At 42.8% G+C, this 14,323-nt stretch carries 11 protein-coding genes and 2 pseudogenes; 5 read left to right on the top strand and 8 right to left on the bottom strand.

What is annotated here, in order from left to right; translation table 11 throughout:
* Positions 1–180 precede the first annotated feature (180 nt).
* Positions 181–951: pseudogene (locus F6K37_RS17190) on the bottom strand (sodium/glutamate symporter family protein); the annotation flags it as partial.
* A gap of 150 nt (positions 952–1,101) precedes the next feature.
* Here F6K37_RS17190 and F6K37_RS17185 point away from each other — a divergent pair.
* Positions 1,102–2,448, top strand: coding sequence for an IS200/IS605 family accessory protein TnpB-related protein (locus F6K37_RS17185; protein WP_287251339.1), 1,347 nt, complete (start codon positions 1,102–1,104; stop codon positions 2,446–2,448).
* A gap of 26 nt (positions 2,449–2,474) precedes the next feature.
* Here the strand turns inward: F6K37_RS17185 and F6K37_RS17180 are convergent.
* Positions 2,475–3,179: pseudogene (locus F6K37_RS17180) on the bottom strand (sodium/glutamate symporter); the annotation flags it as partial.
* A gap of 256 nt (positions 3,180–3,435) precedes the next feature.
* Between F6K37_RS17180 and F6K37_RS17175 the strand changes: the two are divergent.
* The 3 genes from F6K37_RS17175 (at position 3,436) to F6K37_RS17165 (ending at position 4,788) form a co-directional block, all read left to right on the top strand.
* Entirely contained in the window at positions 3,436–3,597 is a 162-nt protein-coding gene (locus F6K37_RS17175) for a hypothetical protein (protein WP_165691813.1), read from the top strand.
* Entirely contained in the window at positions 3,575–4,030 is a 456-nt protein-coding gene (locus F6K37_RS17170) for an NUDIX domain-containing protein (RefSeq protein ID WP_008189649.1), read from the top strand. The genes F6K37_RS17175 and F6K37_RS17170 overlap by 23 nt, the downstream gene beginning before the upstream one ends.
* An 89-nt stretch (positions 4,031–4,119) precedes the next feature.
* Positions 4,120–4,788: a PEP-CTERM sorting domain-containing protein gene (locus tag F6K37_RS17165; protein WP_044495188.1), complete on the top strand. Its 669-nt coding sequence runs from the start codon at positions 4,120–4,122 to the stop codon at positions 4,786–4,788.
* Positions 4,789–5,070: 282 nt separating this feature from the next.
* On the opposite strand, the gene F6K37_RS17160 is transcribed toward F6K37_RS17165, so the two are convergent.
* The 3 genes from F6K37_RS17160 to F6K37_RS17150 all read right to left on the bottom strand — a co-directional run bounded on the left by F6K37_RS17160 (position 5,071) and on the right by F6K37_RS17150 (position 8,370).
* Complete coding sequence (locus tag F6K37_RS17160) at positions 5,071–5,706, bottom strand: restriction endonuclease subunit R (RefSeq protein WP_287251338.1); 636 nt, start codon at positions 5,704–5,706, stop codon at positions 5,071–5,073.
* 1,139 nt (positions 5,707–6,845) lie between these two features.
* Positions 6,846–7,115 carry a hypothetical protein gene (locus tag F6K37_RS17155; protein ID WP_008189656.1) on the bottom strand — a complete coding sequence of 90 codons (270 nt, stop codon included), beginning with the start codon at positions 7,113–7,115 and terminating at the stop codon, positions 6,846–6,848.
* Positions 7,116–7,158: 43 nt separating this feature from the next.
* Positions 7,159–8,370: an RNA-guided endonuclease InsQ/TnpB family protein gene (locus F6K37_RS17150; RefSeq protein ID WP_008189658.1), complete on the bottom strand. Its 1,212-nt coding sequence runs from the start codon at positions 8,368–8,370 to the stop codon at positions 7,159–7,161.
* A 569-nt stretch (positions 8,371–8,939) separates the two neighbouring features.
* On the opposite strand from F6K37_RS17150, the gene F6K37_RS17145 reads away from it, so the two are divergent.
* On the top strand, positions 8,940–10,751 hold the full coding sequence (locus tag F6K37_RS17145) for an IS1634 family transposase (protein ID WP_008189662.1): 1,812 nt from the start codon (positions 8,940–8,942) through the stop codon (positions 10,749–10,751).
* A 180-nt stretch (positions 10,752–10,931) separates the two neighbouring features.
* Here F6K37_RS17145 and F6K37_RS17140 read toward each other — a convergent pair whose 3' ends face one another.
* The 3 genes from F6K37_RS17140 to sixA form a co-directional block, all read right to left on the bottom strand.
* On the bottom strand, positions 10,932–12,029 hold the full coding sequence (locus F6K37_RS17140; RefSeq protein WP_008189664.1) for a glycoside hydrolase family 10-like protein: 1,098 nt from the start codon (positions 12,027–12,029) through the stop codon (positions 10,932–10,934).
* A gap of 233 nt (positions 12,030–12,262) precedes the next feature.
* Complete coding sequence (locus F6K37_RS17135) at positions 12,263–13,399, bottom strand: citrate synthase (protein WP_044495241.1); 1,137 nt, start codon at positions 13,397–13,399, stop codon at positions 12,263–12,265.
* Positions 13,400–13,645: 246 nt separating this feature from the next.
* On the bottom strand, positions 13,646–14,143 hold the full coding sequence (gene sixA, locus F6K37_RS17130) for a phosphohistidine phosphatase SixA (RefSeq protein WP_008189668.1): 498 nt from the start codon (positions 14,141–14,143) through the stop codon (positions 13,646–13,648).
* Between the last annotated feature and the right edge of the window lie 180 nt (positions 14,144–14,323).

Here is a 14,323-nt window from a genome sequence, read left to right as displayed (position 1 = left end):
TGGAGGTTGAATGGAAGAACAAAAACTCAACACGGATATGGATTAAGTAATATGAAGTAATTCCACCTTGCCTCACGTCCCATCAGCTCTCTGGATTGTTAAGAAAGATGTGACTAATGCATAGCTTTTTTAAGGGGGATAATGGGGGATCTCCGAGGCAAGAAAACACGCCCTAACCCTTCAAAGATTAGCTTGCCTAAATGTCTTTCTCATCCGCTTAAAGTTCCACAGACCAAAGATTAACCAGAAAGCTAGTAATCCTGTGGTTAGCAGTAACACTACCGATGGGCCAAATTGCACAATCAGTGCTGGTGCAGCAGCAGTAAACAAGCCACCACCTACTATCGGTTCAAAGAACAACTGTTTGTAGGCGAAACTCTCAAAAGCACCGGTATGGTTATCTGGGTCTACCATCTGGATCAACAAGATACCGGTTGCTGTCACTCCCATGGATTGTCCCATATCCCCGATGCCACGCTCAAACCAGTATCTGGGGAGTATACGGGGTGCCAGGAAAATAAATCCCCAGATGTTCCAGACGATGCCAGCGATCGCAAGAATTAAAAATGGCAAGAGGTTGTTTCCCAGCACTCTTAGGGAAATCGACGCTAATGCGGTCACAATTACCACATCTAGCGCTACGCCAGAGATACGCTCCTGCAAGGGTCGAATAATTAGTGACCCCAGTCCTAGACGCACGGTTACTACTTGGACAATCAAACCACCAATTAGTGCCATGGGAAAAAGAGGCACATACTGAATGACTTGAAAGCCACCGGCTCCCCAAGTAACTGACTCAATAAACTTGAGCACTGCCAGGATTAGCCAGCCGATTGCGATCGCAACTCCTACAAAAGCAAGGTTCAATGACAGGGGATCGATCAGTAAACCATCCATTAATCTCGCTCTGGTTAACCTGACTTCCGTAGGTTCTCGTTGAATTGTCTGTTGAACAAGTCGTGAGACGCATTCCCCCACCTCGTCCAGGTGGGGGTTAGTCCACGCTAACAACAATAGTAAAGATTGGGATTATGACAACCTAATTGTCGTCGTCTAGTTTTCAAGCTAAAATATTAACTGAAAGAGGATTTACGCTTACCAATGAAAGCGCCGACCAAAGTTATACGAACAGACAAGTGGCAGCTTAATCCAACCCCAGATCAAAAAGTACTTTTAGGGGAGACGGTTAATGTATACCGCCATGCTTGTCAGTATTTGGTCGGCATAATTCATACTCACTGGGCTGAACTGGGAGAGTTGACAGCAGATCAAATGACTCCGGCTGTCGAAAAACTCATGCATCAGACAGCTAAACGTCCTAATGTAAAATACCCCCAGTTCAATAAAGCCTTCTACAAATTTCCTAGTTATCTGCGACGTGCTGCGATCTCATTCTCTGCCGGTCAAGTTAGCAGCTTTGTTACTCGTTATCGGGATTGGCAGTCTGGGAATAGAAAAAGAAGAGATGCTAAACCTCCAAGGTTGAATGCAGACACTGGTTGTTACCCTTCTTTGTACAAAGGACAATGTTATAAATTACATGGTTATGACCAAGTCGAAATCAAGGTTTTCAATGGCTCTGACTGGGTTTGGACTACTATCCAAGTTACTAGTTTAAGAGAACGTCATCTAGTAGCATCCAACAAGATAATGTCTCCTTCATTGGTTTTAAATGAGAGGGGTTACTACTTGTCCGTTCCATTTGCCTGTAAGCCAGAAAAGAGAAAACCAGAGGCCAACGTCACAGCAGTTGATTTAGGAATAAATACAACAGCTACGATAGCAGTCGTAACTCATAGCGGCACTGTAATTCATCGTGAATTCGTTCACCCTGGAAGAGACATAGACCGTCGAGATAAGCGACTAAAATCCGTATCCACTCGGGCGTCTAAGACTATGGGTAAAGGCGGAAGACTCCATAAGGGGTTCTGCTCTAAAACCTATGAAAAATGCCGAAGAATCAATCATCAGATAGGCCACATTGTTTCAAAGCGAATTGTAGAGATTGCTGAACAGTTTAATTCTGAAGCTATAGTATTTGAGAATCTTAAGGGCTGGAAGCCGAAGGGTGGCAAAAAACGATCCAACCTTCGACAAAGATTCCACGGCTGGCTTAAAGCTAAAATTCGCAATTTCACTGAGATGAAGTGGGCTGAATTAGGCGGAAAAGTAATTGAAGTCGTGGCGGCTTACACTTCAAAATTAGCCTATGATGGTTCCGGCAAAGTTAGACGCAGCTCAAAAAATTACTCTCTAGCAACTTTCCCTTCAGCTAAGCGCTTTAATGCAGATTTAAATGGTGCTTACAATATCGGTGCTAGAGGTGTGTTTAAACTCGTTCGTAGAAATAGCAACGAGGGTCGTTCCAGCAAAAGATTTGGACGACCGCCTAGAAGCTGGGTTTGCCTGTGTGATCTGTGGACTAACGGTAGTTCTAGATTAGCATAGGACACCACCACCTCGGCTTGCCAGGTGGTGGAAGCTTCATTTGTATTTTGAATTTTATCCCGAAACTGTTGTAGCTCACTGCTGGGATCAGGGCTCCTGTGGATGTATCCCTTGCGCCTGCCCCAGCTTGCTAGCCAGGTACCTGCGATCACTCCTGAGAGAATACCGACTGTAGCCAAGCCTAGAGCCAAGTCACCACCGTCGTTAAAACCGAGTTTTCTAAAGGTATTGGTCATGCCAGCAGCGGTGCCGTGACCGCCTTCAAAGGCAACTTCGATTAATGCACCTGCGATGGGATCGACACCGAATATCGGACTCAAGACTAACAGAACTAGCAGCAGTCCAATCACATATTGTCCCCAGGCCAGGGTTTGACCGAATGCTACCTGAGGTGCCGCTTTGCGCCAAATTTTTATGGGACTGGGGATAGCTTCACCTAAAAATAAGGCGGCGAAGACAACATTGATAAAGACACCAGGAGACTGAGACCAAAATGTTGCCATGGCTTTCGGAAACAAACCCCCAGCTAGTAAGGAATCTGTACCTGATACGGTAGATGCGATCGCACCCAATACTCCTGGTCCGAGTAACAATGCTACTCCCCCAGCAATAACCGATTCTGGTAGATAAAGGGATTGAAACAGCGGAACTTTCTGTTTGAGAAACCTGCCGATCAGGAGTAAAATCCCGATCATGATCAAAGCAAATAAAGCATTGATGAGCGTAAACATAGCACCTTCCCCTCAGTGGGATAGTTACACCACCGAAGTCAACTGCCTCTGCTAACTAAAAATTTCAAATGTGACGGTAAAGCTTTGATGGTAAAGCTTTAACAGTAAAGCATCGTCGGCGAGTTGAGTCTATCGTGGTGAAGCTGAATAAAAAATTATTGTAACTCAGGCGAGAGATAAAATTCCGTCTAGTCTCTAGTTTTTGGGTCAGGGTAATCGGACATATCGCATTTCTCACAATATTACACAATATTAATTGTCAGAATTTATGATCGGAACTTCCCTACTCCCTACTCCCTACTCCCTACTCCCTACTCCCTACTCCCTACTCCCTATTCACTATTCCCTGTTTCCTTTGCTATATGATAAATACTCAAGCATATGTTATCTAACCCATGACTTCTACTCAATACCGTAATCCTGCTCCCACTGTTGATATCATTATTGAACTAATCGACCGACCCCATCGACCGATTATTTTGATTGAACGGGAGAATCCCCCCCTAGGCTGGGCAATTCCCGGTGGCTTTGTAGATTACGGCGAGTCGGTAGAAACAGCAGCGCTGCGGGAAGCTAAGGAAGAAATCAGCTTACAGGTTGAACTAATTGAGCAATTCCAGGTGTATTCTGACCCTAGTCGTGATGCCCGTAAACATACCATTAGTATTGTGTTTTTAGCTACAGCAACTGGTGAACCAAAAGCGGCTGATGATGCTAAAAATCTCGGCATTTTTCACCCTTGGGAAGTTCCATCTAATCTCTGCTTTGACCACAACAAGATTTTGCGGGATTATTGGAATTATCGCCATTATGGAATTAGACCTAGGCTATCTGCGGAAGTGATACAGTAAGTCATCAACTAGGGATACATTGAAGCAACCTGAATGCAAACATCAGCCTGTAATCCTGATAATTAAGAAAAGTTAAGGATTACACACTCATGAACATCAAGCCCTCTTTAATGGCAGCTGCTACTGTAACCATCGCTGCTTCTACATTGACCGCCATCTCTGCTGAAGCGGCTGCTCTTGACTTCGATATTTCTCCATTTACCGGTTCTCCAGCTACAGTCAACATTACTTTAGAGGAAGTTGGCAATGATGTTAAGTTTAACTTTGAAGTGACTGATACCTTGGCCGACATCACTGGGGTATTCTTCGATATTAACGACACTTTCAATTTGAACTCAAATGATTTGAGTGTTAGTGGCAATGATGTAACCGGGGGTTTGGTAACCAATACTAAGAATCTTGGCAATGGTGTCAATCTCAACGGTGGTGGTCCGAGCAACCCTGGCTCATTCGATTTTGGTTTAAAGATTGGCACCAATGGTATCGGAGGTGATGATATTCAAGCCACTAGCTTTACCCTATCTCACGCTACAGAAGCCTTAACTCTCAATATGTTTAAGGAGCAAAAGTTTGCAGTGCGTCTGCAAAGTGTAGGGTCTAATCGTGAAGGCAGTAGTAAACTAACAGGAATATCCCCTATAAAAGTTGTCTACCCCTCTGATAACAAACCAGTTGGTGTACCGGAACCCTCCACTGTACTGGGATTAGGCTTATTCGCTGTAGGTCTAGCTGGCACACGCCGCATTGTCAAAACCTAAGGAGTTGATATCAATCAAACCGATTTTGTCTTGGCTATTACCATTAGCTGAATGCTTAAACCAATAGGGAAATAATGAAATTGGATTGTGATTCCATCGTCATCACAAACAATGATTGGTCTTCATAAAGGATACTCATGGTTTTGATGCTTCAGTTTCTGTAATGGTAGAATTGGAGAGATTAACTAAATGCAGGGTGTATCTACTTTTCCTTGAAACCGGGAAATAAGAATGACTAGGGCAAGCATCCCTGCTGATAATATCACATTAGGATATCACATTTCAGAGTTTACAGATAGCTTTAAGAACCTTTAGCAATTGAATAGAACTATCAGATTCCATCAGGTTTAGTAATGGCATCAGCTGATAAATTGGGGAAGTTTCCTGCTGTAGATAAACAAACTGATAACGTAATCCATTGGTCACTAGCCCCCATACCGATTTCTGATGCTCTAAACTTTTATAGGCATAGGTCAGTAATTGTGGTAAACCTGCTGTTACGTCAACTAGACTGTTTTTCGTTTCGATTACCAATACCCAAAAATAGTTATTAGCTGATGTTGGTTGCTGGTTGTTTATTGCTAGAATATCAAGCCGCCCTGTAATTCGTGTCTCCTCCTCTTCACTATCAATTTCGGCAATCCCCTCTTCCACGGAAATTGTAATCGGATAGTGATAGAAGCCAGCTAATCTTAGCAATGGAGCAATAACTACTAACTTCACCTGCCCTTCAGAGACTTTTCCTGATCTTAGATAGGGGCGAAAATCATTCTTTATTTGCACTAGTTCCTGCTTTTCAACGTCTTTTAACGGTTCTAAGGATAACAAGGGTGTGAATGAACCATCATAATGTTCTTCGAGATTCAAAAGACGATGAACATCATCCAGGGATAAGTTACTAGGGTTTAAAGTTTTCATTAGATACTTAATTTTTCTCCAATGCTAAAACAGTTTTGATATTACAAGTTTTCTGATTCCACATATATGCCCCTAATCCAACAGCTAGGTTATAACTACAGTAGTTGCTAGTGGTGCTTTAGGGGGGGCTTGCCTTCATTTTCCACCTCTTCGCACTTTGTTGGGAAAGCCTGCCCGAAAATTGTAATGGGTAAGATGCCCATTCCACGGCTGATGCCCATTCCACCCACCAGCCCAAACAGCTTTTAGGAGATGCACCCTTTAGCACCTCAAGTACCGTGCCCATAGCCCATAAGCTTAATGCTTACAGTCTTCGAGGTCAGAATTCAGTATTCCCAAGGGAGATCCGGTGACTTGCTGAAAAGCTGGGATTGATGATCGTGATTTTTTTTTGCATCATAGAAGTAACTCCTACTTGGTTGGGAGGAAAGCCGCGCTGGTCATGATTAACGGGCATACTCAGCGCGGTTCTTAGTCTCATTTTTTACCTTCTATAGTAGAGATAAATCTTCGAGAAAATGCAAGGATTAATTAAAATATTAACATTTATTTACAAAAATGTTTTTAGCTATATTAATTGACTATTATTTAAACTCTTTTTTTGTACTATTATTGATTAATAATCATCATTTATATCCGGTAAAATTTTATAAAAAATCATTTGTATTGATAGCCATAAGGTTGTGTAATCTGCGGAACACTTTTTTGTTATATAGCGGTTTTTAATTAGGTGAGGTACATGTTTTTAGGGAGCTAAGGCCGTGGGCTCCGCTTTCGGCAAAGCCGAAAGCGAACGGAGCTGGAAGCAGTGAAGTCATAAGGTAAGCATATATGCTACGCCCACGCTACTTGAAGTGCCGTCAGCCGTCAGTAGTCAGTAGTCAGTAGTCAGTAGTCAGTAGTCAGCCGTCAGCCGTCAGCCGTCAGCCGTCAGCCGTCAGCCATTGGCTTTTGGCCACGCTACTGTTCGCGCAGCACCTCAAGTAGCGCAATCGGTGCTTAAAATAAACCTATGCAGGCCTATGGCCACGCTACGCGAACGGGATAATTTAATTCAGATTAAATTTTATTCAAAAGCTAATAGCTAATAGCTGATAGCTGATAGCTGATAGCTGATTGCTGATTGCTGATAGCTTACCTCAAAGCTGACCCATGCCAGCAGAAACTGATTCTTTCTCTAATGCTAAAACAGTTTTGATATCACAAGTTTTCTGATTCCAGATATATGCCCCTAAGCCAACAGCTACATTAGAAATACAGGCAGCGGCAAAGATACCATTAACCCCAAATAGCTGACTGCCTAGATAAGCCAATGGGATGTAAAGCACTACCATCCGAGTCACCATCATCACCACTGATGGTAAGGGTTTACCTAAGGCATTAAACGTCGAACTGGCAACTAGAATCACGCCTGTTCCGGCATAGCTAATCGGGACATTGACACTCCCCGGTCTAAAGACACGGGGATTCTTGCTTCAACGAGCCAACTTGCTCAACCAGACCGGAATCAGGAAGAGTAGAGGTCGATTCTCTGCAAGCGTTTTGGTTTAAAACCAGGGTTCCGATGTGCCCCACCGTACCCAAGGCTCGTTTAAGGATGTTGATCGCGGCATTGTGGTCACGGTCTAACTCGCACCCACATTTACAAACGTGAGTCCTAGTTGATAGCGACTTCTTGAGCACTTCACCACATTCAGAACAATTTTGGCTTGTGTAGGCAGGGTTTACTGCAACAGTTACTCTGCCGAATTTAGTCCCAAAATGCTCGATCCATTTTCTAAATTGATACCAACCAGCATCATTAATAGACTTGGCGAGGCAGTGGTTTTTGACCAGATTTTTTACCCTCAAATCTTCATAGGCGACCAGGTCGTTAGACCGGATTACGCAACGTGCCAGTCTCTTGGCATGTTCTTCACGCTGCCTACTTATTTTAAGGTGCGTCCTGCCTAGTCTATTAATGGCTTTTTTACGGTTGGCTGAGCCTTTCTTTTTTCGATAAACTCGGCGTTGATAAAACTTTAATCTCTTTTCCCCAGTCCTGTAAAAACGGGGATTAGGTTCAGTCTTACCTCTGGAGTCGGTATAGAACTCTTTTAAACCTACATCTAGACCAACAGTCGCATCAGCAGGTTTTAATTGTTCTTTTACATCGACTGAAACACAAAACTGGACATAGTAACCGTCTGCCCTTTTGACAATCCGAACTCGCTTGATTTGTTTCTTGTCAAATCCCCACAAGTCCCATGTACCTTTGAGTTTAAGCTTCCCAATTTCTTTCTTGTCAGTGAATGTAATTGATTTATTGTCAGGGGACAGCTTCCATCCTGACTGCTTATATTCGACTGACCTGCAATGCTTTTGAAACTTAGGGAAACCTTTCTTTCCAGATACTTTTTTCTTACAGTTCTCAAAAAAGCGAGCAATTGATGACCATGCCCTTTCAGCCGCAGCTTGTCTAGCGGTTGAGTTCAGTTCATTGGCAAACGGAAAGTTCTTAGCTAAGGTTTTGCAATACTTATTGAGGTCGTATTTGTTAAACCCTTTATTATCCATCCACAAACGGAGACAGCTATTCCGTACAAACTTCACAGTCCGGATGGCTTCGTCTATGGATTGATACTGTTTCTTTTTCCCGTATGCCTTGAACTCAAGTATGATCATCAGAACTCGACCTTTTCTGTTATATTATTATAATACGTTTAGCACAAATTTACAAGTCATGTTGCTATATTTTTTTTTTTTAGTGGGACAGGACTCCCTATAGCTAAAAAGCTAAAAGGCGCGTCAAGCCGCTATCAACTTTCATCTCCGCTCGCTTTGTGACGGAGTTTTCAGTTGTTAAAATCCTAATAACTGCAAACACTCCCCAAATCATCGGTATCGTTAGTCGGGTTAGCTGGGAGCTCACCTTCCCTTCAATCAGGTTTTGCTTCATGGTAGGGCATACCTTAATTAATCTTAATAAAATTTAACTAAATTTAATTGGTTTTGAGGATTTATCTAGAGAAAGGGCAAGAGGATAAAGAGGATAAATGAGTTAAAACAGGTAAATTAAGTAAATAGTTTCGGCTCATCTATAACTGAAGTTCCCCTGTACTTTTGTACTACTAGAGCACGGAAAGGCTATCCCCATAAGGGATAAGCTTTATTTAGCCTACTCTTTGTGTGCCCATGTAATTTTCCAATTTTCTTAAGATTCAAGGTTGGGTAACTTTGGCGATAATGTAGTCATGTATATAGAACGAGTTCCCAATCGAAACTCACCACCTGCTGTCCTTCTCAGGGAATCATACCGAGAAGGAAATAAAGTTCGTAAACGCACCCTAGCTAATCTGTCTAAATTACCTGATGATGTCATCGAAAATTTACGCATTGTACTCAAAGGAGGAGTGGCCGTTGAAAATTATGGGGAGGCTTTTCAGATAAAAAGAAGCTTACCTCATGGCCATATTTCCGGGGTTCTAGGCACTCTGAACAAATTAGGAGTTCCAGAACTAATAGATGGTAAAGCTTCAAAAAATCGGGCAGTTATCATCGCCATGATAGTTGCCCGAATAATTGACCCCTGTTCAAAATTGGCAACGGCTAGAGGATTAAATCAGGAAACTTGTGGTTCATCTTTGAGCCATCTACTCGGATTAGAATCAACAGATGAAGATGACTTATATGAAGCCCTAGATTGGCTGATAGCTAGACAAACAAGAATTGAAAATGAACTGGCGAAAAAGCATTTAAAAGAGGGTGCATTAGTTCTGTATGATGTCAGTTCCACCTATTTTGTTCGCGTAGCGTCGGCTTCGCCGAAGGGAAAAACCTGTCCTCTAGCAAGCTACGGTTATAGTCGAGACAAAAAAAGCGGTGCGACCCCGGTCGGGTTTCCCGACCTAGGGAACGCGCACCAAGAGAGAGGAAAACAACAAATAGTATTTGGCTTGCTGTGTAATCGAGAAGGATGTCCCATTGCTGTGGAAGTTTTTGAGGGAAATACATCCGACACTACCACAATGGCCTTACAAATCGAGAAAGTCCGTCATCGCTTTGGACTCTCCAGAATCATCTGGGTTGGAGATAGAGGCATGATTACTCAAACCCGTATCAACCAAGAGTTCTCGACAAGGGAGGATCTCGATTGGATTACAGCCTTAACTGCTGCTCAAATCAAACTCTTGGCTGAGCAAGAAGTGATTCAACTGGGACTGTTTGATGAACAAAATTTAGTGGAAGTGGAATCCGTAGATTATCCGGGGGAAAGATTAATCGCTTGTCGCAATCCAATAACTGCTGAGTCAAGGGCTCAAAAACGAGAAAAACTCTTACAGAAAACAGAAGAAGAATTAGAAAAAATTGTTCAAGCTACTCTCCGAGAAAAAAGGGCTTTAAAGGGTGCTGACCAAATTGGCCTTCGAGTCGGAAAGGTGATTAACAAATATCGAGTGGGGAAGTTCTTTGAACTGGAAATCACGAACAACAGCTTTTCCTACACCCGCAAGCCCCAAGGCTTAAAAGCCGCCGCTGCCTTGGATGGATTATATGTCATTCGTACTTCTGTAGACACCGAAGTTTTAGATGCTCCAGCTACAGTGAAAGCTTACAAAAGTCTGTCTCAAGTCGAACAGGCTTTTCGCTCTTATAAGACGATGGATTTAAAAGTCCGTCCGATTTATCACCATCTCGAAAGCCGAGTTAAATCTCACGTTTTTCTTTGTATGCTGGCTTATTATGTGGAATGGCATATGAAGCAGGCTTTAGCACCGATTCTTTTTGATGACGAGGAGGGCACCCCCATTGATTGGGATGGAGTTACTCCTGTTAAACGATCAAAAAAAGCTTTATCCAAGGCTCGTAAGAAGCGGACAGCCCAGAACTTACCCGTACACAGCTTTTCCACTTTGATGGCAGATTTAGGAACAATTACTCTCAACACAATTGCTTCTAAATTAGAGGGGGCTGATCTGACTTTTTTGAAAATTACTCAACCCACACCAGTCCAACAAAAGGCGTTAGATTTACTTGGTGTTTCCCTATTTGTACCCAGTAAATGACCGACAGAAAATCTGCTATTCCTTACCCAGCATAGGTTGCCCTTTTTGTCAAAGGGGGAACTTCAGTCTATAACGTTTCTGAACGCTATGAGGTACAGAAATTTTTTTTCCTTATTACCTATTCCCTATTCCCTATTCCCTGTTCCCAGATCCGCTGTTCCCTTTGCTATAGCTAACTGCTTAAACTAATAGTTCCAGAAACCTTATAAGGTTAAAAAAAAGCTTCTTTGTGCCCAAGTAAGTTTTAACAAACGCTTCTTTGTGCTCTGGTTTTACACCACGAAAGGGACTATAGGTAGATTCCCAACAAAAAAGAGAATAACCATAACCATAGTTTTCGGCTATTGCTATCTGCTTGTTGAGTTCATTGATGGGCTTAGGGCGATAGACTTCTCCACTGTAGATACCTACCGCTACCGGAACGTAATAACTAGCTTCTCGTAAACCAGAAGATTTTAGAGTATTGATTACTTCTTGGCTTGTCTGGCGATAAATTTGGACGATCACTTCATCAATCAAGCCTTGGCGTAACCAATACAACCAATTTTGAGAGTATTTTCTGTAGGAAAAACTTGGGGAGTTGGGAGAAAGAGATATAATTAAGTTAGGGTTAATTTTTTTAACCGCTTGGTAAATTTTACGGGTTAATTCTGTCATCACTCTGGCGTGATTTCCAAACTGAGTTGGAATGCCCCAATGATCGTCTAGTTGAATACCATAGAGATTGGGATAGTTCTTTGCAGCTTCAGTAAATAAATTAATGAAGTACTGTTGAACATCTGGGTGCTTTGGATTTAGCCACAGATGTTGATCGATAGCTTTTTCTCCTGTTGACGTCTTTAGGAGCCAATCGGGATGCTGCTTAGCAAATTTTGAATTCAGATGAAGCATCATGCCATGCTCATACCAAGCATAGATTTTCAATCCTTGACGTTCACCTTCTTTGATGGCGGCTTTTAGGGGGTCGGTGAATGGTAAGGTAATCCGGTTATTTTTGAGGGAATACTTACTAGGATAGGTAGTTCCACCATTATAAACATCAACGTAAATTCGATTAAAATTCAGACCAGATAACTGGTGAAATACATTGTCAGTTTGTCCTGTATAGGATAGAAAGTTGTTACCAATATGAGTTACCCAAATTCCTTGAATTTTATTGGTAGTTTTTGGGGTATGGCGAGGGGCAGGAATGATAATGTTAAAACCTACCAATACCACCACTCCTATTAATGTCCAAATTATAAATTTATTGAATTTTTTTATTAACGGAAATTTCATTAGTTAATTGGTAATTGGTAATTGGTAATTATTATTTTCGGGGATCATATGCGCGAAGCGCACGCTACTTGAGGTGCAATCAGCTTTTGAAGCAAGGAAAACTAGGTACGAAAACTTAGGCATTTGGCTGAGGGAGCCGAGTACATAAGTATTCGTGGAACTTTCCTCAAGAATCACCCACGCCAAAATCACCAATTACCAATAACTAATAACCAATAAGTAATGACTAACAACTAACGAGCTTCCATAGGAATATAGGGAGCATCGTGAGTGCCAGTGTAGACTTGAGTAGGTCTAAAAATTCGATTGACTGCTAGCTGTTCCTTCCAGTGAGCTAGCCAACCCGCAACTCGTGCGATCGCAAACACTGGTGTAAACAAGTCACTCGGAATACCCAGCTTCCGGTAAACTAAGCCAGAATAGAAATCCACATTGGGATAAATCCCCTTGTGGCTCAGTTTTTCTTCCACTGCTTTCTCCAACTCCAAAGCAATGTCGTAGTACTTGTCTGTGCCAGATTCCTTAAACAGTTGTTCCGCTAAGTTCTGAAGTATCGTTGCTCGCGGGTCTTTTACCTTATAGACTCGGTGACCACAACCCATAATTCGTTCTTTGCGCTGCAAGCGCTCCTCCAAGTAAGACTGGACATTGTCCACTGAGCCGATGGTTTCCAACATGGTAATCACTTCTTCATTCGCCCCTCCGTGTAACGGACCAGCTAGAGTTCCCACCGCTGATGCCACTACTGCATAAGGGTCAGTAAGAGTAGAAGCAGTCACCAGAGCCGAAAAAGTAGATGCATTGATAGTATGTTCGGCATGGAGGGTCAGGCAAACATCAAAGACATGAGCCTCTAGGGGAGTAGGCTCTTGCTCATTGAGCATATACAGAAAGTTAGCTGCATAGCTAAGATCATCCCGAGGGCGTACTGGATCGTCCCCTTTGCGCATCTGTTTAAATGCTGCTACCATGGTAGGAATCTTAGCCAACAGCCGAACCACGGCTTCCCTAATGTATTTTGGATTGTCTAGAGCCCGTTTGGAGTAAAACAGACCCAAAGCAGCAGCAGAGGCTTGTAGAGCATCCATGGGATGACCAGTTTCTGGAAAACATTTCATCATGTCCCGGATGCTATACTTGATCCGTCGGTGGAGGCGAACGTCCTCCTGGAATTCATAAAGTTCGTTCTTAGTAGGTAGCTCACCCCAAATCAGTAGATAGGCGGCTTCTAGGAAAGTACTGTTTGATGCGAGTTCTTCGATCCGAATGCCACGATACTCTAGTATTCCCTTCTGCCCATCAACGTAGCTGATACTGGATTGAGCTGCTGGAATGCCTTCTAAACCTGGCTGGTACTCGCAAGCTATCATGTTATTACCTACAGAATCTTCAGTCATCTCAGGGTAACTTACCAGAGATTAGTGCTTAAGTCTTCCGTGCTACAAAGATTATTACTTTTTAGTGTAATGACTATATTATAGCAATCTCCAACAATCTTGATGAATTTGTGCTTGATGAATTTGTGCTCAAAGAACCAATCGTGATATTCTTCCCCCTCTTACCTGTCTTGCCTGTCTTCCCCCTCTTCAGAAGTTTTACAACTCAAATCCCCATTGCTATAGTAACCATTTCGGTGAGGTCAGCAAGAATAGCTCACTGCGACCGAAGGGCTTGCCAGTATTAGGAAGCTTTAACCCAATTACTCCAGCTTTTTTTAGCACTAGTTTTTGATTGGATACTCCCCACACCAACATTTCCGCCCAATTAGCTAAATCCGGTTGATGGCCAACTAGAGCTAAACGTCTTTGAGCATTAGTCTTTCGCCACCTCTGCTGTAGCCAACTGAGCCATTGGTGAATGTCACCCTCAGGAGCGAGACTCTCTGACTCTTCAACCAATGAGCCTAAACCAACATCTTGGAGGATAGCAGCGGTTTCCTTAGCTCTGACCAATGGACTAGTCAAGATTAGGTCAAAATGTAGCCCTCGTTTCTGGAGCTCTTTTGCTACTTTACTAGTTTTTTCATGGCCAATTTTGGTCAGTGGCCGCTCTCGATCGTTGTGGTAGGTGCCTCGCTCAGCAGCAATACCGTGGCGAATTAAGTAGAGTTCCATGGGCTGATGTTGAGATTCGCTTAAAATGCGATCGCGCTCACTGAAAACACTCCTGAGTTCATCAGTTGGTATTAGTTAGTCTAGATAACCGTATCCTCGGGATTAACTAACCGCAGTAGTTTTTGCTTGACTTGGGTATCAAACACCTCCCACTTGAGCTTGGCATACTCCGATTTGTCA

The organism is Moorena sp. SIO4E2, from assembly GCF_010671945.1.
GTDB lineage: Bacteria > Cyanobacteriota > Cyanobacteriia > Cyanobacteriales > Coleofasciculaceae > Moorena > Moorena producens.
Note: the sequence above shows the minus strand (reverse complement) of the source record. Positions and strands in the feature narration are given on the sequence as shown.

Excerpts from the sequence above, each read along its gene's own strand:
- F6K37_RS17185 (WP_287251339.1), top strand. The coding sequence starts at position 1,102 with ATGAAAGCGCCGACCAAAGTTATACGAACAGACAAGTGGCAGCTTAAT.
- F6K37_RS17170 (WP_008189649.1), top strand. The coding sequence starts at position 3,575 with ATGACTTCTACTCAATACCGTAATCCTGCTCCCACTGTTGATATCATT.
- F6K37_RS17165 (WP_044495188.1), top strand. The coding sequence starts at position 4,120 with ATGAACATCAAGCCCTCTTTAATGGCAGCTGCTACTGTAACCATCGCT.
- F6K37_RS17160 (WP_287251338.1), bottom strand. The coding sequence starts at position 5,706 with ATGAAAACTTTAAACCCTAGTAACTTATCCCTGGATGATGTTCATCGT.
- F6K37_RS17150 (WP_008189658.1), bottom strand. The coding sequence starts at position 8,370 with ATGATCATACTTGAGTTCAAGGCATACGGGAAAAAGAAACAGTATCAA.
- F6K37_RS17145 (WP_008189662.1), top strand. The coding sequence starts at position 8,940 with ATGTATATAGAACGAGTTCCCAATCGAAACTCACCACCTGCTGTCCTT.
- F6K37_RS17140 (WP_008189664.1), bottom strand. The coding sequence starts at position 12,029 with ATGAAATTTCCGTTAATAAAAAAATTCAATAAATTTATAATTTGGACA.
- F6K37_RS17135 (WP_044495241.1), bottom strand. The coding sequence starts at position 13,399 with ATGATAGCTTGCGAGTACCAGCCAGGTTTAGAAGGCATTCCAGCAGCT.
- sixA (WP_008189668.1), bottom strand. The coding sequence starts at position 14,143 with ATGGAACTCTACTTAATTCGCCACGGTATTGCTGCTGAGCGAGGCACC.